The sequence below is a fragment of the Allobosea sp. P2_A10 genome (genome assembly GCF_056405115.1).
The window spans coordinates 18,913-44,201 of the sequence record NZ_JBFUCS010000012.1; the positions used below are offsets into that span (position 1 = coordinate 18,913).

The 25,289-nt window shown below is 66.8% G+C and carries 27 protein-coding genes; 8 read left to right on the plus strand and 19 right to left on the minus strand.

Going from position 1 to position 25,289, the window contains the following annotated elements; all coding sequences use genetic code 11:
* Positions 1 to 34: 34 nt before the first annotated feature.
* The 6 genes from flhB to flgB form a co-directional block, all read right to left on the minus strand.
* The gene (flhB, locus tag AC1DZY_RS17175) at positions 35 to 1,102 is read right to left on the minus strand and encodes a flagellar biosynthesis protein FlhB (protein WP_476821353.1); all 1,068 of its coding nucleotides are present in this window, start codon (positions 1,100 to 1,102) and stop codon (positions 35 to 37) included.
* 7 nt (positions 1,103 to 1,109) lie between these two features.
* A complete protein-coding gene (gene fliR, locus AC1DZY_RS17180; RefSeq protein WP_476821525.1) occupies positions 1,110 to 1,868 on the minus strand; it encodes a flagellar biosynthetic protein FliR in 759 nt (252 codons plus the stop codon).
* Between the two features lie 83 nt (positions 1,869 to 1,951).
* The gene (gene fliQ, locus AC1DZY_RS17185) at positions 1,952 to 2,218 is read right to left on the minus strand and encodes a flagellar biosynthesis protein FliQ (protein ID WP_476821354.1); all 267 of its coding nucleotides are present in this window, start codon (positions 2,216 to 2,218) and stop codon (positions 1,952 to 1,954) included.
* Between the two features lie 25 nt (positions 2,219 to 2,243).
* Entirely contained in the window at positions 2,244 to 2,570 is a 327-nt protein-coding gene (fliE, locus tag AC1DZY_RS17190) for a flagellar hook-basal body complex protein FliE (RefSeq protein ID WP_476821355.1), read from the minus strand.
* Between the two features lie 29 nt (positions 2,571 to 2,599).
* Positions 2,600 to 3,010, minus strand: coding sequence for a flagellar basal body rod protein FlgC (gene flgC, locus AC1DZY_RS17195; RefSeq protein ID WP_476821356.1), 411 nt, complete (start codon positions 3,008 to 3,010; stop codon positions 2,600 to 2,602).
* 45 nt (positions 3,011 to 3,055) lie between these two features.
* Entirely contained in the window at positions 3,056 to 3,460 is a 405-nt protein-coding gene (gene flgB, locus AC1DZY_RS17200) for a flagellar basal body rod protein FlgB (protein WP_476821357.1), read from the minus strand.
* A gap of 248 nt (positions 3,461 to 3,708) precedes the next feature.
* Between flgB and AC1DZY_RS17205 the strand changes: the two genes are divergently transcribed.
* Positions 3,709 to 5,085 (plus strand): hypothetical protein, encoded by a 1,377-nt coding sequence (locus tag AC1DZY_RS17205; RefSeq protein WP_476821358.1) that lies wholly within the window; start codon positions 3,709 to 3,711, stop codon positions 5,083 to 5,085.
* Positions 5,086 to 5,327: 242 nt separating this feature from the next.
* Positions 5,328 to 6,029: a flagellar type III secretion system pore protein FliP gene (fliP, locus tag AC1DZY_RS17210; protein ID WP_476821359.1), complete on the plus strand. Its 702-nt coding sequence runs from the start codon at positions 5,328 to 5,330 to the stop codon at positions 6,027 to 6,029.
* Between the two features lie 738 nt (positions 6,030 to 6,767).
* On the opposite strand, the gene AC1DZY_RS17215 is transcribed toward fliP, so the two are convergent.
* From AC1DZY_RS17215 to fliL, 7 genes are all read right to left on the minus strand, one after another.
* On the minus strand, positions 6,768 to 10,256 hold the full coding sequence (locus tag AC1DZY_RS17215) for a tetratricopeptide repeat protein (protein WP_476821360.1): 3,489 nt from the start codon (positions 10,254 to 10,256) through the stop codon (positions 6,768 to 6,770).
* Between the two features lie 253 nt (positions 10,257 to 10,509).
* The gene (locus tag AC1DZY_RS17220; protein ID WP_476821361.1) at positions 10,510 to 10,809 is read right to left on the minus strand and encodes an addiction module antidote protein; all 300 of its coding nucleotides are present in this window, start codon (positions 10,807 to 10,809) and stop codon (positions 10,510 to 10,512) included.
* Positions 10,784 to 11,098 carry a type II toxin-antitoxin system RelE/ParE family toxin gene (locus tag AC1DZY_RS17225; RefSeq protein WP_476821362.1) on the minus strand — a complete coding sequence of 105 codons (315 nt, stop codon included), beginning with the start codon at positions 11,096 to 11,098 and terminating at the stop codon, positions 10,784 to 10,786. The genes AC1DZY_RS17220 and AC1DZY_RS17225 overlap by 26 nt, the downstream gene beginning before the upstream one ends.
* An 82-nt stretch (positions 11,099 to 11,180) precedes the next feature.
* Entirely contained in the window at positions 11,181 to 12,026 is an 846-nt protein-coding gene (locus AC1DZY_RS17230; protein ID WP_476821363.1) for a MotE family protein, read from the minus strand.
* A complete protein-coding gene (locus AC1DZY_RS17235) occupies positions 12,023 to 12,475 on the minus strand; it encodes a DUF6468 domain-containing protein (RefSeq protein WP_476821364.1) in 453 nt (150 codons plus the stop codon). Before AC1DZY_RS17235 ends, AC1DZY_RS17230 begins: the two co-directional genes overlap by 4 nt.
* A 25-nt stretch (positions 12,476 to 12,500) precedes the next feature.
* Positions 12,501 to 13,637, minus strand: a complete 1,137-nt coding sequence (gene fliM / locus AC1DZY_RS17240; RefSeq protein WP_476821365.1) for a flagellar motor switch protein FliM — start codon at positions 13,635 to 13,637, stop codon at positions 12,501 to 12,503.
* A 49-nt stretch (positions 13,638 to 13,686) separates the two neighbouring features.
* A complete protein-coding gene (fliL, locus tag AC1DZY_RS17245; protein WP_476821366.1) occupies positions 13,687 to 14,208 on the minus strand; it encodes a flagellar basal body-associated protein FliL in 522 nt (173 codons plus the stop codon).
* A gap of 291 nt (positions 14,209 to 14,499) precedes the next feature.
* Here fliL and flgF point away from each other — a divergent pair, with 291 nt between their 5' ends.
* Genes flgF through flgH form a run of 4 tightly spaced genes read left to right on the plus strand, consistent with a single transcriptional unit; the run spans position 14,500 to position 17,928 of the window.
* Complete coding sequence (gene flgF / locus AC1DZY_RS17250; RefSeq protein ID WP_476821367.1) at positions 14,500 to 15,243, plus strand: flagellar basal-body rod protein FlgF; 744 nt, start codon at positions 14,500 to 14,502, stop codon at positions 15,241 to 15,243.
* A gap of 22 nt (positions 15,244 to 15,265) precedes the next feature.
* A complete protein-coding gene (flgG, locus tag AC1DZY_RS17255; RefSeq protein ID WP_476821368.1) occupies positions 15,266 to 16,057 on the plus strand; it encodes a flagellar basal-body rod protein FlgG in 792 nt (263 codons plus the stop codon).
* A gap of 15 nt (positions 16,058 to 16,072) precedes the next feature.
* Positions 16,073 to 17,146 carry a flagellar basal body P-ring formation chaperone FlgA gene (gene flgA, locus AC1DZY_RS17260; RefSeq protein WP_476821369.1) on the plus strand — a complete coding sequence of 358 codons (1,074 nt, stop codon included), beginning with the start codon at positions 16,073 to 16,075 and terminating at the stop codon, positions 17,144 to 17,146.
* A gap of 29 nt (positions 17,147 to 17,175) precedes the next feature.
* On the plus strand, positions 17,176 to 17,928 hold the full coding sequence (gene flgH, locus AC1DZY_RS17265; protein WP_476821370.1) for a flagellar basal body L-ring protein FlgH: 753 nt from the start codon (positions 17,176 to 17,178) through the stop codon (positions 17,926 to 17,928).
* A 389-nt stretch (positions 17,929 to 18,317) separates the two neighbouring features.
* Here flgH and dksA read toward each other — a convergent pair whose 3' ends face one another.
* From dksA to AC1DZY_RS17285, 4 genes are all read right to left on the minus strand, one after another.
* Positions 18,318 to 18,740 (minus strand): RNA polymerase-binding protein DksA, encoded by a 423-nt coding sequence (gene dksA, locus AC1DZY_RS17270; RefSeq protein WP_476821371.1) that lies wholly within the window; start codon positions 18,738 to 18,740, stop codon positions 18,318 to 18,320.
* Positions 18,741 to 18,930: 190 nt separating this feature from the next.
* On the minus strand, positions 18,931 to 19,953 hold the full coding sequence (locus tag AC1DZY_RS17275) for a hypothetical protein (RefSeq protein WP_476821372.1): 1,023 nt from the start codon (positions 19,951 to 19,953) through the stop codon (positions 18,931 to 18,933).
* Positions 19,928 to 21,301: an MBOAT family O-acyltransferase gene (locus tag AC1DZY_RS17280; RefSeq protein ID WP_476821373.1), complete on the minus strand. Its 1,374-nt coding sequence runs from the start codon at positions 21,299 to 21,301 to the stop codon at positions 19,928 to 19,930. The genes AC1DZY_RS17275 and AC1DZY_RS17280 overlap by 26 nt, the downstream gene beginning before the upstream one ends.
* A gap of 92 nt (positions 21,302 to 21,393) precedes the next feature.
* Positions 21,394 to 22,923, minus strand: a complete 1,530-nt coding sequence (locus AC1DZY_RS17285; RefSeq protein ID WP_476821374.1) for an acyl-CoA carboxylase subunit beta — start codon at positions 22,921 to 22,923, stop codon at positions 21,394 to 21,396.
* Positions 22,924 to 23,122: 199 nt separating this feature from the next.
* Here AC1DZY_RS17285 and AC1DZY_RS17290 point away from each other — a divergent pair, with 199 nt between their 5' ends.
* Together AC1DZY_RS17290 and AC1DZY_RS17295 are read left to right on the plus strand one after the other, a co-directional pair.
* Complete coding sequence (locus AC1DZY_RS17290; protein ID WP_476821375.1) at positions 23,123 to 23,602, plus strand: carboxymuconolactone decarboxylase family protein; 480 nt, start codon at positions 23,123 to 23,125, stop codon at positions 23,600 to 23,602.
* Positions 23,602 to 24,087 (plus strand): RrF2 family transcriptional regulator, encoded by a 486-nt coding sequence (locus tag AC1DZY_RS17295; protein ID WP_476821376.1) that lies wholly within the window; start codon positions 23,602 to 23,604, stop codon positions 24,085 to 24,087. Before AC1DZY_RS17290 ends, AC1DZY_RS17295 begins: the two co-directional genes overlap by 1 nt.
* A 6-nt stretch (positions 24,088 to 24,093) precedes the next feature.
* On the opposite strand, the gene AC1DZY_RS17300 is transcribed toward AC1DZY_RS17295, so the two are convergent.
* A complete protein-coding gene (locus AC1DZY_RS17300) occupies positions 24,094 to 24,324 on the minus strand; it encodes a hypothetical protein (protein ID WP_476821377.1) in 231 nt (76 codons plus the stop codon).
* A gap of 168 nt (positions 24,325 to 24,492) precedes the next feature.
* Entirely contained in the window at positions 24,493 to 25,281 is a 789-nt protein-coding gene (locus AC1DZY_RS17305; RefSeq protein WP_476821378.1) for an ATP12 family chaperone protein, read from the minus strand.
* Positions 25,282 to 25,289: the final 8 nt, after the last annotated feature.

A 25,289-nucleotide genomic window follows, 5' to 3' on the forward strand; every position in this document is an offset into this window, starting at 1 on the left:
TCGATTCGACCTAAAATCATCCGGCTCTGGTGAGTTAGGCGCGCCGGCCCTTCAGGCGCAAGACGTAACCGATGACTTCAGCGACCGCCTTGTAGTGTTCGACAGGAATTTCGTCGTCGATGTCGACAGTGGCGTAGAGCGCGCGAGCCAGCGGCACGTTCTCGACGATGGGCACATCGTGCTCGCCGGCGACCTCGCGGATTTTCAGCGCGACGGCATCGACGCCCTTGGCGAGGCAGAGCGGCGCGCCCATGCCGGGGTCGTATTGCAGCGCGACGGCATAGTGGGTCGGGTTGGTGATGATCACGGTCGCCTTGGGCACGGCGGCCATCATGCGCTTGCGCACGCGCTGGGCCCTAAGCTGGCGCAGCTTGGCCTTGACCTCGGGATTGCCTTCCGAGTTCTTGTGCTCGTCCTTAAGCTCCTGCTTGGTCATCTTCTGGCGCTGATACCAGGAGAAGCGCTGCCAGCCGAAATCGCCGAGCGCGATCACCGCGAAGAGCGCCAGCACGCTCGCCATCAGCTTGATCGCCAGCGCCAGCGTCGCCGGCAGCAGCGCCGACACGCTCATCTGCGCGAAGCTTTCGAGCCGGTCATGCTCGTTCCAGAGCGTCATCCAGACAACGACGCCGATCAATCCGGTCTTGGCGAGGCCCTTTGCGAAATTGACCCAGGCCTCCTTGCCGAACATCCGCTTGGCGCCGGCCATCGGCGAGATGCGGCTGAACTTCGGCGTCATCGGCTCGAAGGTCCAGAGCGGCCGGTGCTGGATCAGTGCGCCGGCGAGCGCAGCGACGAGGATGAAGGCCAATGGCAGGCCGACGGCTGCAAACCCCGTCATGACGCCCTGGCTGGTGACGAGCATGAAAGCCGTGCCGTCGGAGGGCACCTGATGCGCGTTCATCAGGAAGCTGCGCAGCGAGAGCGCGGTGTCGCGGGCCGACCAGCCGGCGGCGACAAGCAACGCCAGCGTGAAGCCGCAGAGCACGAAGAAGGTCCCGATTTCCTGCGATCTGGCGACGTCGCCCTTTTCGATCGCCTGGTCGAGCTTTCGTTGCGTCGGGTCTTCTGTTTTGTCCTCGTTGTCGGCCTCGTCGGACATGGTCGCGTCAGTTCCCCGTCAACTGACGCAGGAAGTCGCCGAGTTCCCCGATGAAGAGGCTCATCATCACGCCGACGACGACGAGCAGCACGAGCATGCCACCGAGGATCGAGGCGGGCACGGCGAGGAAGAAGACCTGGAGCTGCGGCATCATCCGGGCGAGCACGCCAAGCCCGAGGTTGAAAAGCAGACCGAAGACGATGAAGGGCGCGGAGATCTGCACCGCCAGCGCAAAACCTTGCGTGACCGAGCGGATCGCCAGGGTCATCACGTCGCCGATCTCGGGCAGGCCGTTGGGCGGCAGCACGCGGTAGCTCTCATGGATCGCGACGATGGCGACATGGTGCAGGTCGCTGGTCAGGATCAGCGTGATGCCGAGCATGGTCAAAAGGTTGCCGATCGAGGGGTTCTGCAGGCCAGCCGACGGATCGACCGTCATGGCGAAGCCCAGACCCATGGTCTGGGCGACGATGGCGCCGGCCGATTGCAGGGCGGCCATGACGAAGCGCGCGCAGACGCCGATCGACAGCCCGATCAACGCTTCGCTCAGGAGCAGGCTGACGACGCCGGGCACATCGACGGGTACGCGCAGCAGCGGGCGCGCCACCGGAAACAGCATCAGGGCGATGAAGAAGGCGAGAGAGAGCCGGGCGCGCGAGAACACGAAGCGTTCGCCGATGCCCGGCATCAGCATCACCATGGTGCCGACGCGTGCGAAGACGAGCACGAAAAGGGCGCTGATCTCGGGGAGGATGGCGATCTGCATCGGCCTGTCGGGGCTTCCGCGCCAGTCGGGGCGCCGCTGGGTCTCGCCATGGAGGGCCATGGCGTGATGCAGCGACGGCAGGTTCATTCGCCCGTGGCGATTCGGACGGCGACCCGTCCCATATAACCCGCAAGCGCGTCGCCCATGAACGGGAGAAACAGCATCATCGCCGCGAAGACCGCGATGATCTTGGGCACATAAACCAGCGTCTGCTCCTGGATCTGGGTCAGCGCCTGCACCAGCGAGACGGCGAGGCCGACCGCGAGCGCGACGATCATCAGCGGGCCGCCCGCCTTGAGAAAGACGACGATCCCGTCGCGGGCGATGTCGAGGATGGCTCCGGAGGTCATGAATTCGTTCCTGGGTTACGCTGCATCACACCGGCATCCGCATGATTTCCTCATAGGCCGCGATGACCCGGTCGCGCACGGCCACAAGCGTCTCGATCGCGGCCTCGCTCTCGGCGACCGCCGTCACCACATCGACGATGTCGGAGCGGCCGGCTGCGACGCTGGCCGTCTGCGCGTCGGATTTCCGGCCGACATCGGCGGTTGCTTCCAGCGCCTTGCCGATCAGGGCCGAGAAATCGGGGTTGCCCGCGCCGGCGCCTGTCGCGGCCGACATCGGCTTGCGCATCAGGCCGCCCGCGCCCATTCCCTGGATCGAGGCATAGGCTCCGGCGGCGAAGCTGGGTGTGGCCATGGTGCGGGTTCCTCTGACCTGCGGCGCGATCAGGCGCGCAGGATGTCGATGGTGCGCTGGAGCATCCGGCGCGTGGAGGAGATGACGTTGAGGTTGGCCTCGTAGCTGCGCTGGGCCTCGCGCATGTCCATGGTCTCGATCAACTGGTTGACGTTGGGCATGCGGACATTGCCCGAGGCGTCGGCGACTGGGTTGCCGGGTTCGTATTTCGAGCGGAAGGCGCTCTGGTCGCGCTGGACGCGGCCGAGATCGACCAGCTGCGCGTCGAGCTCGCGGTCGAAGCGGCGGGTGAAGGTCGGGATCTTGCGGCGATAGGGGTCGGCGCCGAGGCGGTCGGGCCCGGAATCGGCGTTGGCGAGGTTTTCGGCGATGACGCGCATCCGGCCCGACTGGCTGCGCAGGCCAGATGCCGCGACCGCGATGCTCTTGATCAGATCCATGACGTGTCCTCCTGCGGTTGCAAGTCTTTCACCGGTTCACGCCGGTCAGCGGCCCTTGCCGATCGCGATCTTCATCAGGCCCAGCCCCTTGCTGTAGAGCGAGGCGGCGAGCTGGTAGTCGCCCTGGTTCTGGGCGACCTTCATCATCTCGTCCTCGAGGACGACCGCGTTGCCGTTAGGCACGACATCGAAGACCTGCGCGCGGGTGCTGTCGAAGCCGCCGGGGCGGCCCGACAGGCCCATATGACTGCTGCTGGTCTGGGCCAGCACGACGCTGGCGGCGGGGCCGGGGTTGACCTTCGGCGCTTTCAGATCAAGCGGGCGAAAGCCCGGGCTGTCGGCATTGGCGACGTTGGCGGCCAGCAGCTTCTGGCGCGTCTGGTGCCATTGCATGCGCGTCTTCAGCGCCTGCATCAGGTTGCCGCCTGCGCCCAAACCCGTATCTGCCATGGCCGTTGGTCCCGTGCGGATCATGTCCCGTACCGGCTTCCGCTTGCGGGCGGGCCGGCGTCGACTGGGAAAATATTGCCGGGTGCATGGTTAACGAAGCCTTAAGATCGGCGCGCTTCGACGATGCGGTTAACCACGCATTCACCATGTTTCCCGAAAGGAGAGGCGCTATGCTATAGCCAAGGTGTTGAACCTTGGGCGGAAACACCGGCCGCCCGGGGGCGTCGTCGTCGCTCATGAGGCAAACATTGCAGACGTTGTTCGGTCTCGAACTCTCCACGGCGCAGAAGGTGATCGTCGCCTCCGTCGTGATCCTCGTTCTCCTGATCCTGCTCGGCCTGTTCGTGCGCCAGATCCAGGGCGGCCGGCTGCGGATGAAGGGGCAGGGCGGTGGCCGGGCCCGCCAGCCCCGGCTCGGCGTGGTCGACACCCATGATCTCGACCGTCAGCGCCAGCTCATCCTGATCCGGCGCGACAATGTCGAGCATCTGATCATGATCGGCGGAGCCTCCGACGTCGTCGTCGAAACCAACATCCTGCGCAGCGGCGGCCGCGCCGCCGCGCCAATGCCATTCGATGCCGGCGCGACGGAACGGCCGCCGGCATTCGAGCCGCTGCCGCCGCCGGAGCCGCGTCAGGAACTGCCGCGTCAGGACCTGTCGATCCCGCCGGCCGCGATCGCGCAGCCTGCGCCGGACATGCTGCCGCCCTTGCCGGTTCGCCCCGTCCAGCCCGCGCCGCCGGTCCGCCCGGCCCAGACCCAGTCGCAGGTCGATGCCGCCGCGATCGCCGCCGTCGGCGTCGCCACGGCGATCAGCGTCGCGCCAGCAGTGCAGCCGCCGAGCTTTGCGCGCGATCACGCCTCGCCGACGGCCAGCCCCGTCGAGCTCGACAGCATGGCGCGCCAGCTCGAGGAGGCGCTGAAGCGCCCGTTCTCGGCCGTGCGCCCCGCCAACAGCCCTGGCGAGCCGCCGCGCATGCCCGAGCCGCCCGTGCCGTTGGCTCCGCCGTCCATCGAGCCGACATCAGCGCCGGTTCCTGCGCCGGAGCCGGTCGCGCCGGCGATGGAGGCCGCGGCCGTGACCGAGCCGGCCCCTGTGATGCCGACGCCGACGCCGCCGGCTCCTCCCGTGACGACCGGCAAGCCGGTGTCGCTGCCCGCCGATGTCGAGGCCGAGCTCGAGCTTGCCCTGGGTCTCAAGCCTGAGCGCGCTGCCTCGCCGGCCGTGCCGGCGCAGCCGGCCGAAGCGCCTGCCAAGCCGGAGCCGGCTTTCGCACCGTTCATCCGGGCAGAGCCGCTGGCGCCTCCCGTTCCGGAGCCCGTGGTCGAGCCCGAACCGGTCGTTGCGGCAGCTCCGGAGCCGGAGCCCGCTCCTGAGCCGGAGCCTGCACCGGAGCGAGAGCCTGCGGTTGAAGCCTCCGCGGTGGATGCCCAACCCGAGATCGACGTCTCCGAGCCAGCGTCTGCGGCTGCGAGCGAGCCGGAAGCCAAGCCAGAGGCGGCGCCCGCCATCGCGACGCCGGAGCCCGAGAAGAAGCCGCTCGCCATCGACCCTTTCTCGGTCGACGCCATCGAGGCGGAGTTCGCTAGGTTGCTGGGGCGCGATCCCAAGGCCAAATCCTGATCCTTGCAAGGCATCGATCCTGATCGCGCCGCACGGGCGCGATCGACAGGCCTGGGCGCGATCAACAGGATTGTCACCGGCCGTGACCGTGTGAAGCAGGACTGCCGGTTGCCGTGCCGCTGCGCCCCGCCTTAGCGTTGGCGCGCCCGATCGACTGAGTCGGGCGCTTGGCTCAGGCCCACGCGATCTTGACCAGAACACTCCAGAGACGGCGAACCGGCTGCCGCGCGACCGGCGCCGCGATGCTGCTGCCGTTGCTCGCCTCGCCGGCCTTTGCCCAGACGTTGTCGCTCGATCTCGGGCAGGGCGGGGGCGTCGCCGAGCGGGCGCTGCAGCTCATCGCCGTCATCACGGTTTTGTCGCTGGCGCCGTCGATCCTGATCATGGTGACGTCGTTCACGCGCATCGCGGTCGTGCTGTCGCTGCTGCGTTCGGCGCTGGGCACGCAAACCGCGCCGCCCAACGCCGTGATCATCGGGCTTGCGCTGTTCCTGACCGGCTTCGTGATGACGCCGACCCTGCGCGAGGCCTACACCAACGCGATCCAGCCGCTGGTCGCCGGCCAGATTCAGCCGACGGAGGCCTATAATCGCGGCGTCGTGCCCTTCAAGACCTTCATGCTCAAGCATGTCCGCGAGAAGGATCTGCAGCTCTTCATGGAGATGTCGCGCGAGCCTGTTCCGGCGACCCCCGAGGAGGTCCAGATCCAGGTGCTTGTGCCGGCTTTCATGATCTCCGAACTCAGGCGCGCCTTCGAGATCGGCTTCCTGCTGTTCGTGCCGTTCCTGATCATCGACCTCGTGGTCGCCTCGATCCTGATGTCGGTGGGCATGATGATGCTGCCGCCGGTGACGGTGGCGCTGCCGTTCAAGCTGATCTTCTTCGTTCTGGTGGACGGCTGGGGGCTGGTGGCGGGGTCGCTGGTGAAGAGTTACGGGGGGTAAATGGGGTGAGGGGACTGGTTGCGACCGATCGCAGACCTCTGCCGTGGTCGCCGTACAGCCCTATTTTATCGTGTCGCCAAGCCAGTCGATGGTCAGCAACACAAGGCAAACCGCCATCGTCATTGCGGCTGGCAATGCGACAAACGCAGCGGCAGTCTCCAGCGCTGAGGGCGTCCCCCGACCACCGAAGTTCGAACATGCTGTAAACGACGAGACTAAAGCGATCAGAGATGACCAACCCAAAGCTCGGCGCGTGATCTCAAAGGTCCGCTGCTTCATTTTTTCAACTGTGACTTCAGCTTCTTAACGTCTGCTTTCGACTCGTAGCGGTCCCGTACCGGCAACTCATCCCAGACCCCGTCTTCGTAGGCATCGCGGCCGCGTTCTCGCCATCTTCGAACCGGTCCAAGACGACGCCGTGCCGGTATCCGTCCGCACGTTCGGCGGGACGCGCGTTCTTCCTTCTCCCCTCGGGGGAGAAGGTGGCAGCGCGGAGCGCTGACGGATGAGGGCCGCGCCGACGCGAGTTGGTCGCCTCGATTCCACTCACCCGGTCCTCCCTCATCCGACCCGGCTTCGCCGGCCCACCTTCTCCCCCGGAGGGAAGAAGGAAAGAGCGGCGGTGCTTCTTGCGAAAATTATCCCCGACGCCGAAAGGCGGCAGGGGATGAAGTGCGCCACGGTCGTCGCGGCCGATGCTGTTCGCCCGAGGGGCTGGTCGAAGCCGGCGGTGCTGCCTTAACCCCGGCCCGGCGCGGCCGGCGCGGGCGACGCCGCGCCCTGCGGTGAGGGCTGGGCCGCGCCCTGCGGGCTTGCCGGCGGCGGCGTCGCCGCTTCGCCTTCGGCGGGCGCCGCCTCCGGCTTCGGCCTCTGGCGCACGGCGGTCGAGTAGTTCGGGTAGCGCTCGCGATAGGCTTTCATGAAGTCCGAGAGCGTGTCCGCGCCTGCCGCAGTGCGGGCCATCTCGCGGATGTCGGCGGCCTTGGCGCGGCTCGCGCCGGTGACGAAGGCGAAGGTGCGCGCATCGCTGCTCTCGGCCATCTTGGCGGAGAATTTGCTCCGCAGCCGGTCGAGCGAGAGTGCCTCGTTCGACATCACATAGGAGATCGCGGCGCGCATCACGTCGGCGCGCTCGCCTTCGCCCAGCGCCGCCTGGCCGCGCCAGCTTTCGCCGAGCATGCGTTCATGGGCCTCGCCGGCCTCGCGCCAGCGCTTGCCGGTCCAGAAGATGTCGGCGCGCAGGCGGTCGATTTCGGAGCCGCGCTCGGCTTCCAGCAGTTCCAGCGCCTGGTCGGTGCGCGAGAGGTCCGACAGCGCCTTGGCTTCGAGCAACAGGCGGGCCCGCTTGACGTCGCCGGGCAGCTCGACCAGCCGTGTCGTGCTGAGCGCGCGAAGCGCATCGGCGGGCTTGCCGTTCATCAGGGCGATCATGGCCAGTCGCGCCGCGACGGTCGAGCGGGCGGCGCCGGTCAGGCGTTTCTCCATCTGGTAGCGCAGGATCTCGCTTGCCTGGTCGAGCAGGTCGAGCTCGACCAGCCGGTCGGCGAGCAGGCGGGTGATCTCGTCGCCGCGCCGGCCGATCGGCAGGAACTCCTTGAAATCATAGAACAGCGCCAGCGCCTCGATGCGCGGCAGCGCTTCGGCGCCCTGGCCGCTGAACAGCTCCGCGAAGCGCTGCGCGGTTTCGTCGTGAATGCGTCGCGTCAGCGGATGGTCGGGGAAGACCTCGTTGGCGCGGCGCGCGACCATGAAGGCGTCGCGCCAGCGCTGCCTGTCGGTGTAGAGCCGGCCGAGTTCCGCCAGCGCCTCGATTTCCAGATCGCCGCCGCGCCAGATGATCGAGACGGTCTCGAGCCGGGCCATGGCCTCGTCGGGCGAGATGTCGGTGCGCTTCTCGGTCTCGACGAGCCTGACGGCGCGCAGTTGCGCCTCGGCCGAAACCGGCCGGTTGTGCGATTCAAACAGCGGCTTGTAGCCGTTCAGCGCGGCTTCGGGCCGGCCATTGGCGTCGTCCAGCATCGCCCGCAGCAGTGCCAGCTCTTCGGGGTCCATCAGGTCCGACGGCCGTTCGGCGAGCTTGCCGATCTCGCGTTCGGCGACCGTCAGATCCTGCATCGCCAGCGCGGCCCGGACCATGGCGGGCCGGAGCTCTGCCTGGAGTTCGGGCGGATAGCGGTCGAGCAGCGCCTCGGCGCGGCGAAAGCCGACCAGCGCCTGCGCATTGCGGCCGAGCCGCTGCTCGGCCAGAGCACGCCAGAGCCCGGCTTCCGCATCCTCCTTGATCGGCCCGGCGTCGAATGCGGCGATGGCCTCCTGATTGCGATGCATCCGCGTCGCAACCAGCCCCTTGAGAAAGAGCGCCTCGCGATGGCTGCGCATGGCGGCGTCGTCGAGCATCATCACGGAGAGCGGCCCGATGGCCTCCGGCATCATGCCGTTGGCGGCATAAAAGCGCGCCAGCGCGAGCCGGGCTTCCGATTTGCGGCTGCGCGAGGCTTCGCCGGCCTCGCGCTGCAAGGCGCGCGCGCCATCGCGGACCGAGCCCATGCGCAATTTCGTCCACAGCTCGGCATCGAGCAGCGGCGGCAGGGCCGTCGCTTCCTTGGCCGGTTCGCCGCCGGGTTCGGGCGCAGCGTCGAGCGTCACGGTGAGCCCGCCCAGGCGACCGATCCGTGCCTGCTCGGTCCCCGCCCGCACCACGAGATCGTCCGAGCGTGGCGACACCGCAAGCCCATGGGCGGTCGGCAGCAGGGCGAACTCGACGAACTGGTAGGGTTTGACCAGCGAGCGGACCGGGCCGATCGCGGTCGCGACCGCGATCGGTGCGCCGGATGGGCCGGGTTCGAGCCAGTGGATGCCGGTCATGCCCGGCAGCGGCACGGTGAGGATCGTCTGGCCGCGCTCGTCGACGGCGCGGCGCGGCGCGATCGGATCGGCGGGCCTGGCCGGCTGGTCGCCAAACGACAGGCCCCAGACCGGGCCGTCATCGGCGAGTCGGACCAGCTGTTGGCTTGCCAGGCGCAGGCGCACCAGCGTGACCTTGCCCTCGCGCGTTACGACGGCATCCTCCACCAGTTGCGGCAGGACGCCCTTGAGATCGGCCGGGTTGATGGTGTCGCGCGTATCGAAAACGAGCGTGACGATGCCGGCATCGACGAAGGCCGCCGCTCCGGTCAGTCGCGGAAAGCGAAAGTCGATGCGACCGCCCTGCGCGCTGCTTGAGGCTTCGATCTTCACCGGCTGCGGCGCCGGATCGACGACCGGCTTGGCCTGTGCCGCGGCAGGGACCGGCGGGGTCTGGGCCGCGACAGCAGGCTTGTCGTCCGGCATGGCGGGTTTGGACGCCGCAGGCGCGGTAGCAGGGGCAGGGGCGGGGGCGGGCTTGCCGCCCGGGGCCGCGCTGTCCTGCAGGCTCGCCAGGGTGACGCCACCGGGCTTGGCCGGGCGCAGCAGATCGAGCATCAGCCCTTCATCGTCTTTGAAGTGCCGTAATTGCCAGTCCTTGGGAATGGCAAGCGTCAGCTGCGTCCTGTTTTCGGTCGTCTCCTGCGAGACCAGCGTCACGCCTTCGGGCAGGGCGCGACGGATCGCGCCGGCATCGACCGTCATCGGCTGATCGAAGGTCAAAGCGAGCGCGCCGTCCGTCAGCTGCGGCGTCAGCGTGGTTTCGGCGGGCGTCTGGAAGATCAGGCGCTCCAGCGTCGGCAGTTTTGCGCTGCGCAGGCCGAGCGTCTTGCGCGTGACCTGCGGCTGGCGCGCCACCTCCTTTGCGCGGGCCTCGGCGTTGCGCAGGCGCTCGGCCAACTCCGCGATGACCTCGGGCGGCGGGCCCGGCAGCAGCCCGGTCCAGCTTTCGGGCAGCAGGTCGATGAAAGCCTTGTCGCCGGCCTCGATCAGATTGGCGCGATAGGGTTTTGAGAGCGCAAAGCGCATGCCGCGCCCGTCGGGGTCGACGCGGGCGACGGAGATGTAGTCCGGCAGTTCCTTGGCGATCTTGCCGACATCGATCGTGACCGGGCCGGCGAAGGCGACGACGAGGACGCCGTTGGCCAGGCGTATGCGCGTCGGCGTCGTTTCAGTGAAGGACAGCGCCAGACGGCCGAAACCCGGCGGCATGGCCTGCCCGCGCAGCGTCGCACTGGCGGCAAGCGCCGGCCCGCTCAGGCCCGCGCCGATGGCGAGCGCTGCCAATCCGATACCGACGGCGATGGAACGCGGAACACGCAAACCGGGGAACTCACGCAACGCGACACGAACAGGCGCGCGCCGCGATGCTCGCACGGCCTGCCCGTCGGTCACGCTAGCGCGTCAAGGATAATGCGCGGTTAACGCTCCCGCGTTTCCACCTGTTTGAAATCAGATACTTAGGCTAAGAACAGTCGAGGTCTTGCCGACCGCCGATGGTTCGCGTGCAGTCTTTAGTCGCCGGCCGCCATGCAAGACGAAAATGGACCAGGTCCAGGGACGCAAGCCGCCCGCTCTAGGGTGAAGTTGGCCCGGCATTGGCGACCGTCAGCTTCAGACCAAGCGATCTGAGCACACCAAAAAAAGTGGAGAGACGTGGATCGCCCTCGGGCGACAGCGCGCGATACAGCGCTTCGCGGGATACTCCGGCGTCCTTGGCGACCTGCGTCATGCCTTGCGCCCTTGCGACGATCCCGAGCGCGTGAGCGATGTAGGAAGGATCGCCCTCGGCAAGAGCGTCGGCGATGAATTCGGCGCGGTCGTTCTCGGTTTCAAGAAACTCGGCGGCGTCAAAGGGGATCGTTTTCAGTACCATCGCGGCCCTCCATGGCCATTGTCTTCGCCATCCGGATATCTTTCTGCTGCGTGCTCTTGTCTCCACCGCAGAGCAGAATGACGACGGTGTTTCCCTCCTTTGCGAAATAGACCCGATAGCCGGGGCCAACGTCGATCCGCAGTTCGCCGATGCCATCGAAAAATTTTACGTCACCAAAATTCCTAATTTCGAGCCTCGCGAGGCGCTGAACAATACGCTTGGCCGCTGCCCTATCCTTCAAGGCTTTCAGCCAGCCGCGAAATGCAAGGGTCTGGCGAACCGTGATCAACGGGAGTTTGCCTGTTAGGCGGAGATGACAGCTAAGATTTGTAGCTCATAAGCTACATCTGACACAAGCAGAAGCTTTGCGATCAGCGCCGCGGGGCGGGGGCGATGGCCTGCAATTCGTTGCCGCCCAGCGGTATGGGCTCGGCGGCGAGACGGTCGACGCCGGGGCTGCGCCCGCTGCTCGACAGCGCCACCGTCAGCTTCTCGGCACGGTCGGGCGACATCGCCGCCAGCACGTCGGACATCTTGCGCGGGTTCATCTGCTGCACGACGGGCACGAGCACGTCGAGGTTGAGGCGGTCGAAGACGCGGGCGGCGTCCTTGGGCTTCATCGCCTCGTACATGATCACGAGGTTCTTGAGCGCCTTGGCCTCTTCGGCGGCCGGCTTGCCCTTGGGACCATCGACCTTGTCCTCGAGCACCTTGAGATCGCCGACGCGGCCGTCGAGCTTCTTCTCGGCGGTGTCGAGCAGGCGCTCGCGCATCTCCAGTTCGCGGATGCGCGTCTCGATCTCCTCGCGCCGCTCGCCGAGTCGTTCGAGGATGGCGCGTTCGGCGGGGGATTGCGGCTTGCTCGTGCCGTTGACGATGCCGGCCTTGTTGTTGGGATTGGCGGCGCGCGCGGCGTCGGCCTTGGCTTCGGCCTCGGCCTTCTCTTTTTCCTTATTCGGATCGGGCGCCGGCACCGAGCCCGTCGTCTCGGGGTCGCGCAGATTGGAGCCCGCGGGAAAAAGGGTGTCGGGCGCATGCGCCTTTGCGACCGTCTGGGCGAATTTCCAGCCTTCGGGACCCTTCGCCGACGAGAAGGCCGGGCCGCTCGCTGGTATGTGCCCGGGATAAGGCTCCGCCGTCCAGGCAAGCAGCTTCAGCGCCAGGAGACCCATGGCGCCGAGGATGACTGCTGGAAGCAGGCGGGGCTTCTCGATCACGCAGCCTGGCCCTCCAGGCGTCGTGCGGCGCGCGCCCGGATCGCGGCGGCGGCGTCGGCCGCGCTGCTCATGCGCGAGGCCTGGCTCAGCTCCGGCGGCGGGGCCTCGACCGGCTTGGGCGCGATCATGGTGGCGGCGCTGACGATCTGTCCGATGCGGTCCATCACGGTCTGGCCGGCGTCGATCTGGGCCGCGAGATCGGCCGCATAGCGTTCGGCGGTGCGCAGGCGTTCGGCCAGTGTGCGGTCGCAATCGCCCAGCGTCAGCTTGAGGCCGGAGATGGCGCGCTCGGCGGTGTCGGTCGCCGAGATCAGCGCGCCGATGGTCTGGCGCATCGCGCCTTCATCGGCCTTGAGCCGCTCGATCCGCTTGGCCAGCACGTAGCAGGTGATGATCGTCGCGACGAGAAGGCTGGCGACGAGGGCATCGGCGATGAGGGTGATCGTCATGGGCTTTCAGGCAATCTTGCGAGGGTCAGGACGGGGTGCCGAGATGGCTGGTGGCGGTGTCGAAGGCCGCGATGGTCGTCTTGGAACGGCGCAGCGGGCTGACGACCTGGACGGCGATCTTGCCGTCGACGCGCCCGATCCGGCCCTCGCTGACAATGAAGTCGCCGCAGCGCAGGGACACCACCGAATCGGGCCTCGCGTCGAACATCAGCGTGTCGCCGATCGCGAGCTTCATGACGCGCTTGAGCGGCATCTGGGTCTCGTGCAGGACGCAGGTCACATCGACATCGGCCTGCCAGACTTCGGTCGCGAGATGGTTCTCCCAGATCGAATCGCGGCCGAGCTTCTCACCCATGAAGCTTTCGAGCAGCAACTCACGGATCGGCTCGATGGTGGCGTAGGGCAGGAGCAGGTGCAGGCAGCCGCCGCGCCCCTCCATGTCGAAGCGCAGTTCGACGCGGATGGCGGCATTGGCGGGCCGCGAGATCGAGACGAAGCGCGGATTGGATTCGATCCGGTCGACCGTGAAGCTCACCGGCGAGAGCGGACGGAAGGCGGCCTCGGCATCGGCCAGGATCAGCGCGATGACGCGCTTGAGGATGGTGATCTCGATCGAGGTGAAGGGGCGGCCATCGACGCGCGGCGCCGGCTGGCCGCGCTTGCCGCCGAACATCGTGTCCAGAACCGAATAGATCAGCGAGGAGTCGATCGTGATCAGGCCGAAATTGTCCCACTCCTCGCATTTGAAGACCGAGAGCATCGAGGGTAGCGAGATCGAGTTGATGTAGTCGCCGAAACGGACCGAGCGGATGCTTTCGAGCGAGACTTCGACGTTGTCGGTGAAGAAGTTGCGCAGGCTGGTCGAGAGCAGCCTGACCATGCGCTCGAAGATGATTTCGAGCATCGGCAGGCGTTCATAGGCCACCGAGCCGGAATCGACGATCGCCTGGATGCCGCTGCGGGCGTCCTTGTCGTCGCCGGTGGAGAAACCGAGCATCGTGTCGATTTCGTCCTGCGACATCAGGCGGTCGGTACCGCCTTCCTGTTCGCCTTCATCCTCGATCGTGTCGGGCATGGTGGCCCATTCGGCCGCCATCCCTTCCGGGGTCAGCGGCTCGTCCTTGGGCTTGCCCGAGGTCAGGTCGAGGTCGTCGTTGCTCATGCGTGTGTCGTCATCTTGTCTGTATTGATCGGTTTCGCGGCCGGAAGGCTCACTGGACCAGCAGTTCCTTGAACAGCACGGCGTCGATCTTGGCCGGGTAGACCGTGACGTTGACGCGGCGCAGCAGCTCTTCCTTCAGCCGGTACATGCCGGCAGAGCCTTCGAGATCGGCTGGCCTGAGCTCGCGCATGAAGACCTGGAAGGCGTCCTCGACGCGGGGCAGCAGCGGCTTGATCTCCTCGGAAACCTTCGCGTCGGCGATTTCGAGCACGACCTTGATCTTCATGATCGGCTGGCGCTCCTGCGAGCTGCCTGCCGAGATTCCGATCATCATGTCTTTCATCTCGACGAAGGAGGCGGGCTTCTTGGCCGCCTTGGCCAATTCCATCGCCGCCATCTGCTCGGCCGAGGGCTTCTTCAGGAAGAAGAACCAGCCGCCGCCGCCGGCAGCCGCCAGGGCGACGACGCCGCCCACGATCATGATGAGCTTTTTCTTGCCGCCGCCGCCGGCGGCCGGCGCGGCTTCGCCGTCAGTGCCCGCTTCCTCGGTCTTCTGGGGCTTTTTCGACATCGCAACACCGCCTCGGACAGGGGCAGGCGGCATGAATGCGCGGCCCCTGGCAAACACCCTGATCAATCACGGTTAACGCGTCGTTAAGGGCGGCAATTCCTGCCGGGTCGTTTCTGCCGGATGGACGGGTTCTGCCGGGCTGAAGCGCACAGTCAAAATCGCATATAACCATTGTAAATCAATATCTTGAGTGAAGTTAACCATGTTGGCACAGCGCTTGCGGCTGTCGGTCTGCGATCACTGCGCTGGGGAGCGTCGAAGCGATCGCGGGACAATTCGGGAGACCACGCCGTGGAGAACGCGCTTCTCGTCGGCCTGTCGCGCCAGATGGCCTTGGCGCGCGAGCTGGATGTCATCGCCAACAACATGGCGAATGTCGGAACCAACGGTTTCAAGGCGCGCTCGGCGCGCTTCAACGAATTCATCATGCCGATCGCCAGCGCCGAGGGCTTCCCGGTGCGCGATCGCCAGCTTTCCTATGTCATCGACAAGGGCACGCCGATCGATTTGAGCCAAGGCTCGCTCGAGCGCACCGGCAATCCGCTCGACGTGGCGCTGCGCGGCGACAACTATCTCGTGGTCCAGGGCCCCAATGGCGAGCGCTATACGCGGGCCGGCTCTCTCAACATCAACCAGCAGGGTGAACTCGTCACCCAGACCGGCCTTCCGGTTCTGGGCGAGGGCGGGCCGATCCGCTTCGGCTCCAGCGAATCCGACGCCAAGATCGCCTCCGACGGCACGGTCTCCAGCGACCAGGGCGTCAAGGGCAAGCTGCGGCAGGTCCGCTTCGACAATCCGCGCGCCCTGAGCAGCGACGGCAACAACCTGTTCGCCTCGACCGCGCCGGCGCAGCCGGCGGGGCCGACGGCGCGCGTCGAGGTCGGCGCGATCGAAGGGTCGAACGTCAAGGCGGTGATCGAGATGACCCGCCTGATGGAGGTCCAGCGTTCCTATCAAGGCATCGCCAACATCATGACGAAATCCGACGAGCTGCGCAGCCGGGCGATCACGCGCCTTGCCGACCAGCAGGCCTGATTGCGGATAAGGAGCCAGACCCATGCGCGCCCTTCAGACCGCCGCCACCGGCATGATCGCCCAGGAACTCAACGTCCAGGTGATCTCCAACAACATCGCCAACGTGCGCACCACCGGCTACAAGCGCCAGCGCGTGCATTTCCAGGATCTTCTCTACGAGAACTTCCGGCGCGCGGGCTCGGCCACCTCGGACCAGAACACGCAGGTGCCTGCCGGCACCTTCGTCGGCTCGGGCGTCAAGACGGTCTCGACCGGCCGCGTCATGACGCAGGGCAACATCACGCCGACGGAAAAGCAGTACGACCTCGCCATCCGCGGCGAGGGCTTCTTCAAGATCACGATGCCCGACGGGCGCACCGGTTATTCCCGTGACGGCTCCTTCGATCTCGATTCGCAGGGGCAGCTCGTCACGCGCGACGGCTACCAGGTGCAGCCGGGCATCACGATCCCCAACAACGCGACCAGCGTCAGCATCAACGCCCAGGGCACCGTCGAGGTGCAGGTTCCCGGCCAGACCGCGCCGCAGTCGCTGGGACAGATCCAGCTCTCGCGCTTCGTCAACAAGGTCGGCCTGGAATCGATCGGCGACAACCTGTTCGTCGAGACGGCGGCCTCGGGCCAGGCGATCGACGGCTTTGGCGGTGGCGAGGGCTTCGGCACGCTGCAGCAGAACTATCTCGAGGAAGGCAACGTCCAGGCGGTCACCGAACTCTCATCGCTGATCGCGGCGCAGCGCGCCTACGAGATGAATTCCAAGGTCATCACCGCCGCCGACCAGATGATGTCGGCGACGACGCAGATGTTCCGCGGTTAGTGGGGAGAGCGTCTCATGATCCGTTCGTTCACGCTTCTGGCAAGCTTCGCCATCGCCGGGGCAGGCTTGGCCGGGGCCGCCTTCGCCGCCCAGCCTCATCCCGTGGTTCGCGGCGGGCCGGTGCCGGTCTTGACCGCGGTGCAGCCGCCGGCGCCCGCGCCGCAGCCGGTCCGCAAGCCCTATATGCGCTCAGAGGTCACCCTGACGAGCGACCTCGTCACCTTCGGCGATCTGGTTTCGGGGCTTTCGGCGGAGGCGGCGGCGACGCAGGCCTTCCGGGCGCCGGCGCTGGGCGAAACCGGGACGATCCAGGTCAACCGGATTCTGGACGCGGCTCGCGCCGCCGGAATCGTGCGTGAGGCCGGCGATCTCGAGCCCCATGGCTTTGCGCAGGTGATCGTGACGCGGAATGCCCGCCGCCTGATGGCGTCTGACCTGGAAGCGGCGGTCAAGACCGGCCTGCAGGAGCGCTTCGGCGTCGATGCCCGTGCCTTGGCGCTCGCGATCGACGGCGGCGCGCCGGCGATCGCGATCGAACCGGAGCTGACCGGCGAGGTGGCGGTGTTCGATCTCGGCTACGACGCCCGTACGCGCCGGGTGCAGGCGCGCTTCATGGTGCCAGGCAGCGCCGCGATGCGGCTCAAGCCAGTCCGTGTCTCCGGGCAGCTTGTCGACACCGTCGAGGTCGTCGTGCCCAATCGCGCGATCTCGCGCGGCGAGACGCTGAGCAAGGCCGATGTCACGGTCGAGCGCCGGCCGCGCGACGGGCAGGTTTCCGAATTGCTCTCGGATGCGCGCGCCGCGATCGACAAGGTCGCACGCCGCTCGCTCAGCGTCGGCATGCCGTTGCGGGCCGGCGACGTGCAGCGCGAGGAGATCGTCGCCAAGGGCGATCTCGTCACCATCGTCTACGAGAGCCCCGGTTTGCTGATCTCGATGCGCGGCAAGGCCGGCGAGGCCGGCGCGATGGGCGATGTCGTCAACGTCACCAACCCCCAATCGAAGCGCGTGCTGCAGGGCACGGTCAGCGGCCCAGGCCGGGTCTCCGTCAAGGTCTCCGCCGCCGGCCGCGTCGCCAGCGCGCCCTGATCACACACGACAACGCGGACATAGCGATCATGACAATGCGTCCCCTCATCAAACTCTCCGGCCTGCTGACGCTCGGCGTGGCGCTCAGCGCCTGCGGCGCGGCCGACCGGCTCGCCAATGTCGGCCAGGCCCCGGCACTGTCGGCGATCGAGGATCCGACCGCAGCCAAAGGCTACAAGCCGGTGCAGATGCCGATGCCAGCGATGGAGCATGCCTCGTTCGCGCCGAACTCGCTCTGGCGAACCGGCTCGCGCGCCTTCTTCAAGGACCAGCGCGCCCGTCTCGTGGGTGACCTCGTGACCGTCAAGGTCAAGGTCACCGACCGGGCCCAGCTCGACAACACGACCAAGCGCAGCCGCAAGAATGGCGAGGATGCCGGGGCGGAGAACCTCTTCGGCTTCGAGAACAAGGTCGACAAGTTCCTGCCCAACGGCGCCAAGGCGGGCTCGCTGCTCAAACTCGATTCAGACAGTTCGAGCGAGGGCACCGGTTCGGTGCGCCGCGCCGAGCAGCTGGCGACGAACGTCGCAGCCGTGGTGACGCAGACGCTGCCCAACGGAAACCTCGTGATCGAGGGCAAGCAGGAAATCCGGGTCAATTTCGAGGTCCGCGAGCTCATCGTCGCCGGGGTGATCCGGCCCGAAGACATCGAATCCGACAACACGATCGATTCGAGCAAGATCGCCCAGGCCCGGATCGCCTATGGCGGACGCGGCCAGATCACCGATGTCCAGCAGCCGCGCTATGGCCAGCAGGTGATGGACATCCTTCTCCCCTTCTGAGCCGTCCGTCCGGCAATTCTACTCTGGTGGGCGTCTGAAGCGATTTTCTGCGCTTCCGGTGCTCACGGACAAAGGTCCGCTGCGCTCCGGTTCTCGAAAACCGCTCCAGCCACCTCACCAGAGCGAATTGCCGGACGGACTTCGATGCCAATCCCGAACGACGCGGAACGCTCCCCGCATTCCTCCGCGCCGTTCGGCGGGCGGTCTCTCCCGAGCCGCCTCTTCTCGAAGCATGATCCGCGCCGAAAACCGGCGTCCACTTTTCGGGATCATGCTTGCTCCCGGCCGCCTGCCACGCTCCCCAAGCCAACCGGCTGGCGGCCAAAAAGAAACCCCGCGCCTCCCGCGCGGGGTTTCGTCATTCCCTGGCATGCGCCTTCCCCAGGCGCTCAGTCGTCCCGGAACACGCGCTCGTTGCGCTCGTGGCGCTCCTGCGCCTCCAGCGACAGCGTCGCGATCGGGCGGGCTTCGAGCCGCTTCAGCGAGATCGGCTCGCCGGTGTCCTCGCAATAGCCGTAGGAGCCCTCGTCGATGCGGGCGATGGCGGATTCGATCTTGGCGATCAGCTTGCGCTGGCGGTCGCGGGCGCGCAGCTCGATGGCGCGGTCGGTTTCCGACGAGGCGCGGTCGGCGATATCGGGGTGGTTTTCGCTTTCGCTCTGCAGGGTGACGAGGGTCTCCTTCGCCTCCTTCAGGATCTCGTTCTTCCAGGCCATCAGCTTGCCGCGAAAATACTCGCGCTGGCGCTCGTTCATGAACGGCTCGCCGTCGGTGGGTTTGTAGTCCGCTTCGAGAATGATTTGCTTCGACATAGGCGCACTCTCTGGGTTGGTCTGACCGTCGCGCCCACCGACTCTGCCGTGGGAGGCCCGCCGATTTGGCGTCCTTATAGCGAGGGACATCCGTGGGAACAATCGGGGTTGCGGGCATCTTCAACCGCTTGCGTGAACACATTGCCTCGACCGGTAAACGAAGCGTCGAACGCGTCTTTCATGTTGCTTTTCAGCGTATTCCCGCGAGAGCCTCGGCGATGTCGGCCTCGACGGGCCCGGCAAGGCTGCGGCGGTAATGCGTGTGGTCGAAGAATCGATTCGGATCGCGGGTCTCGGGCCGGTCGACACGCCAGTCGATCAGGGCCGACCGGGGCCGGCGCGCGGCGAGATCGGCGAAGGCCGCGCGGCAGGCAAAATCGGCTGCCGCATCGGCGCTGCCCGGGACGGCAAGGCTGGTGACATAGGCCGGTGGCCGCAGCAGGATGAGGCTCGTCTCGGGTGGGGCCATCCTCATCAGTTCCTCGAGCGCAAGCGCTGCCGGGAACGGCCCTGAGAGATTGCCACCGCCGATCTGGAGCCTGTTCTGCAACAGGGCGCGGCGCGCGCTTTCCGCCTCCGGGCCCGAGGCGAAGTTCGTCTCGTAGTTCCAGTAGCCGTCGGCACGGGCGCGTTCGCCGTCCCGGCCGAGAAGATAGGCGAGGCGCTGCGGCAGTTCCTGCACGACGTCGAAACGGATCAGCCCGAGAATGTAGTCGATCCGGCTGCGGCCGAGCAGCCAGAACGGGAAGGGGCGCGCATTCGGCAGCGCCGGATCGGGCGTGCACCATTGTTCGTCGATGCCGACGATGATCGCCGTCGTCGCCGGGCGCTTCTGGCGCAGAAACCAGTCGATCATGGCCAGCGCCTCGCGCGGGCCGGTGCCCGGCGTCGTCAGCGAGACGAAGGCGATGCCCGAACGCGCAGCAAGTTCCTCCGGCGAGATCAGCTGGATATGGGAATTGCCGACGATCGCGCCCGCGAAGGCCGGGTCGCGCCCCCGGCTCGCCGACGCCATGCGCGGTCCCTGCTGGCGGACGCCGGGTTTGAGCGCCAATGGCGAGCGGCCGGTGTCATAGGGGTCGATCAGGAAGGCCAGCGCGACGAGGCCCGCCGTCAGCAGCAGCGCGGTCGCGAAAAAGGCCCGCGCGAATCGCGACCAGTCCGAGGCCGCGCCGAGCGCCTTCACCTCAAAACTGGAAGTAGATGAATTCATAGTTGGCTTCGTCGCCGATCTTGAGCAGGACGATCACGAACAGCACCGCGGCGAGCACCGCGAGCCAGCGCGCCGGTGGCAGGCGATGGACCAGCGCCCAGGCGGTCGGGCCGATGAAGGCGCAGGCCGCCGCCGGCAGGAAGGCGCGCCATTTGACGCTTGAGCCGACCGGAGCCAGCCCGAACAGGCCCTTGTAGAGCGTCAACGCCGCCTCGAAATTCGCGGCCCGAAACAGAACCCAGCACAGCATCACGAAGACGAAAGTCAGCAGCCAGCCGAGCGCAGCCGGCATCGGCAGCCCGGCGCGCCGCCAGAGCAGGGCCACGATCAGGGCCAGGCCATGGGCGACGCCCCAAGCGACGAAGGTCAGGCCGGCGCCATGCCAGAGCCCGCCCAGCGCCATGGTGGCGAACAAGGCCCAGAGCTGCGTCGGCAGGCCGTGGCGCGAGCCGCCGAGCGCGATGTAGAGATAGTCGCGCAGGAAGCGCGACAGCGTCATGTGCCAGCGCCGCCAGAACTCCTGGATGCTCACAGAGCGATAGGGCGCCTCGAAATTCTGCGGCAGCACGATGCCGAAGAGCAGCGCCAGGCCGAGCGCCATATCGGTGTAGCCGGAGAAGTCGAAATAGATCTGGAAGGTGAAGGCGAGCGTGCCCTGCCAAGCCTCGACCACGCTGACGACCTTGCCTGCGGCAGCCGCCGCAAACACCGGATTGGCGTAGTCCGACAGGGGGTCGCCGAGCAGCACCTTCTTGGCCAGCCCCAGCGTCAGCAGCATCAGCCCGCGCCCGACGCGCTCGACCGCGTCGGGGCGCTGATAAGGCCGCTCCTCGAACTGGTGCATGATCTCGCGCCAGCGCACCAGCGGCCCGGCCAGAACCTGCGGGAAGAAGGCGATGTAGAGCCCGTAGCGCACCAGATCGTAGCGCGGCGCCTGTCCGCGCCGCAGGTCGGTCAGGTACATGACATGGTGGAAGGTGAAGAAGGAGATGCCCAGTGGCAGCGCCAGATCGAGCCTGGGGGCAGGCAATCCGGGAATCATCCCAGCAAGATCGGCGAAGAAGTTGAAGTATTTGAATAGCGCCAGCACGGCGAGGTTGCCGATGATGGCGAGCGTGATCAGGCCGCCGGCTCTGGTCTTCTCGAAAGCGTCGGCAATCAGCCAGTTGAGCCCGATCGACAGCGCCAGCAGCGGCACGAAGCGCCAGTCCCAATAGCCGTAGAACGCGAACGAGAGCGCCAGCAGTAGCGGCAACCGCCAATGTGGCGCGTAACGCTCGGCAAGCCAGTGAAGCCCGAGCGCGAGCGGCAGAAAGGCGAGGAGAAAGGCGAAGGAGTTGAAAAGCATCGGGCTCGGCGCAGGCAGGTGTCGCGCGCCGGCTTAGAGGATTGCGGCACAACTGTCATGCCGACGATTGCGCGATCCGTGCTGTCCGCAGGCTAAAGCGGAATGTTGTCGTGCTTGCGCCAGGGCCGCTCGACGCTCTTGGTCCGCAGCATCGCCAGCGCCCGGGCGATTCGACGGCGTGTTCCGTGCGGCATGATGACTTCGTCGACATAGCCGCGCTCGGCCGCGACGAAGGGCGACATGAAGCGGTCCTCGTATTCCTTGGTCTGGCGCGCGATGGTCTCGGCGTCGCCGCCCCGGAAGATGATCTCGACGGCGCCCTTGGCGCCCATCACCGCGATCTGCGCTGTCGGCCAGGCGTAGTTCACATCGGCGCCGATATGCTTGGACGCCATCACATCATAGGCGCCGCCGAAGGCCTTGCGGGTGATCACGGTGACGAGCGGCACGGTGCATTCGCTGTAGGCATAGAGCAGCTTTGCGCCGTGCTTGATCAGCCCGCCATATTCCTGCGCCGTGCCGGGCAGGAAGCCGGGAACGTCGACCAAAGTGATGATCGGAATCTCGAAGGCGTCGCAATAGCGCACGAAGCGCGCGGCCTTGCGGGAGGCGTCGGAGTCGAGGACGCCAGCCAGCACCATCGGCTGGTTGGCGACGACGCCGACGGTGCGGCCCTCGATGCGGCCGAAGCCGGTAACGATGTTGCCGGCATAGGCCTGCTGGATCTCGAAGAAATCGCCCTCGTCGAGGATTTTGAGGATCAGTTCCTTGATGTCGTAGGGCTTGTTGGGGTTGTCGGGAACCAGCGTGTCGAGGCTCATGTCGACCCGGTCGGGCACGTCGAAGCTCGGCCATTCCGGCACGCCGACGGTGTTGTTGGCGGGCAGGAAGTCGATCAGCCGGCGCACCTGCAGCAGCGCCTCGACATCGTTCTCGAAGGAGCCGTCGGCGACCGAGGATTTGCTCGTGTGGACCTTCGCCCCGCCGAGTTCCTCCGAGGTCACTGTCTCGTTGGTGACGGTCTTCACCACCTCGGGGCCGGTGACGAACATGTAGGAGGTGTCGCGGACCATGAAGATGAAGTCGGTCATCGCCGGCGAATAAACGTCGCCGCCGGCGCAGGGGCCCATGATCACCGAAATCTGCGGGATCACGCCGGATGCCTGCACGTTGCGCTTGAAGACCTCGCCATAGCCTCCGAGCGCCGCAACGCCCTCCTGGATGCGGGCGCCGCCGGCGTCGAACAGGCCGACGACGGGCGCGCGCATCTTCAGCGCCATGTCCTGGATCTTGGTGATCTTCTGCGCATGCGTCTCGGAGAGCGAGCCGCCGAACACCGTGAAATCCTTGGAGAAGACGAAGACGGTGCGGCCATTGACCGTGCCCCAGCCGGTGACGACGCCGTCGCCGGGGATCTTCTCGGCCTTGTCCATGCCGAAATCGACGCAGCGATGCTGCACGAACATGTCGAACTCCTCGAAGGAGTCGCGGTCGAGCAGGAGTTCGATGCGTTCGCGCGCGGTCAGCTTGCCGCGCTTGTGCTGTGCCTCGACGCGGCGCTCGCCGCCACCGACCCGCGCACCCTCGCGACGGTCTTCGAGCTGTTCGAGAATGTCTTTCATGGAAAACGCCCCGGAGCCGACGAACTGTCTTTGCCACTTCCGGATTAAGGGGCGCGCCGCGCGCTGTCCATTGCTCGAACGTCGGGAGGGGGATGGGTGACTTTAATAAGGATATTTGACATCCTTAAGGATATTTAATATCCGTAATTGTGGGCGGCTGATGGAGGCTGGCCCGAGCACCGAAGAATGGAGAAGCGTCATGACACAGCGTGTCGAATACGGCCGGCTCTCGGCCGACCTCTTCAAGAAGTATGCGGAGTTCTCGATGGCGCTGAAGAAGAGCGCGATCGAGCCCGGCCTGCGCGACCTCGTGAACATCCGCGCCTCGCAGCTCAATGGCTGCGCCTTCTGCGTGGACATGCATGCGAAGGAAGCGAAGATCGCCGGCGAACGCGAACTGCGCCTGCACCATGTCGCGGTGTGGTGGGAATCGCCGCTGTTCAGCAAGCGCGAGCGCGCAGCGCTGGAATGGACCGAGGCGTTGACGAAGCTCGCCGACAAGGGCGTGCCGGATGAGGTCTATCTGCGCGTTCGCGAGGAGTTTGACGAGAAGGAGATCTCCGACTTGACCTTCGCGGTCATGGCCATCAACGGTTGGAACCGGGCGAGCGTGGCCTTCCGGGCGGTTCCGGGCTCGCAGGACGCTGCCTACGGACTGACCAAGGCAGGCCTTAGCTGATGCAGCTCAAGAACCAGGTCGAGTGGGCGTTGCATTGCAGCGCGATCCTGGGGGGGCTGCCCGCCGGCCGCTACCTGGCGACGAAGGCGCTGGCGGAGCTCCATGGCGTCCCAAAGGAATACCTGTCGAAGGCCCTGCAGGGGCTTTCGCAGGCGGGGCTGGTCGAGAGCACGCTGGGACCGTCGGGTGGGTACCGCCTGGCGCGGCCGGCCGCGGAGATCAGCTTCCTCGACATCGTCGAAGCGGTGGAGGGCAAGGCGCGAACTTTCGCCTGCACCGAAATCCGCCGCAACAATCCCTGCCGGCCCGCCGGCCTCTGCGACGCCAAGCCCTGTGCGATCGCGCGGGTGATGTGGCAGGCGGATCGCGCCTGGCGCGACACGCTCGGCGGCGTCAGTCTCGCGGATCTGGCGGTGACCCTGAAAGACGATATCCCCGCCGAACTGCGGGAGAAGACGGCCGAATGGATCGCCGAGCGCTCGTGAGCAGGGCTAGCCGAGCTTCGTCGGATCGCTAAGCTCGGCATTGAGGCGGATGGCCGCTGTGACGAGTGCCGTAACGGTCTCGGTGTGCACGGCGTCGCCCTTGCGCGGTTCGAGCGTCGCTATCTCGTACTTGCCGCCGGGCTTCAGCCGCGACTCGATCTGCTGTAGACGCCTGCCGCGCCAGAATCCGAAGAGCACGCGCTGCGCTACTGCCCGGATCAGCAAGGACAGGGCCATTGGCGAAATAAACCAGATGTGTCCATTTGATGCGCTCGTCCAGCGCAGAGGTGGCGAGCACGTCGCGGCGCAACTGCTCGACGAGGGGCGGCTGCCAGCCGCCCAGCGCCACGACATAGGCGTCGGGCGAGGCGGCTGCCGGTCCCATCGTCGCCATCGCCCGAACCTCTAGCCTTGCCTGAGCAATAGCGCCGCCGCGTCGAACTCGATGCGGCGTATGGCGCGACGCTCGGCTGCGTCCTCGTCCTGGCCCCAGATCGCGATCTGGTAGTCCTCGTCGAGATGGGCCGCGGCCCAGATTTCGTCCGGGCTCAGGCGGCCATCGGCCAACGCCAGCATCAGCACGGTCGAGCCGGTCAGGGTCATGACATTATGCGCGCCGGCGAGCGCGAGCGGGGCGGGGATATCGGCGACGCGACGGGCGACCGCTTCCAGCGTCGCGGCGGGCTGCTGCGCGAACATCACGCCCTGCGCCAGCACGAAGCGAGCGCCGAGCGCGCTTTCGGTCTCGCGCAGGATCGGGTCCCAGATCTCGCTCTGGCTGGTGACCAGCGTGTCGGGCTCGGCGGCGCGGTAGCAGAGCGCGTCGCTGCCGGCATAGCGGACGATCTCGGCGCGCACGGCCTCGTGCTGGTCGGCGACGCCGTCGAGCGCCGAGTTGACCAGCCGCGACAGCGGCATCCGCGAGGGGTCGATCTTCTCGGCCTGCGCCTGCCATTCGGCCGCCAGCGCCTCTGCGATTGGCTGTGAGGTGACGGCGAGCGGGTTGCGCGCCGGCGTGCGCGCGGTGCGGCCGTCCAGCGCGACATGGAACAGCCCGTCGCGTTCCAGCACGGCCGCCGTCTCGTAGAAGCGCCGGGGCAGGGCGTTGCGCATTCCCGATTGCGCGGCGGCGACGGGGTCGGGCTGGCGTTGGCCGGCGGCGCCGAAGCGGGCGAGGAAATCATCGAGCGACATGGCCGCGC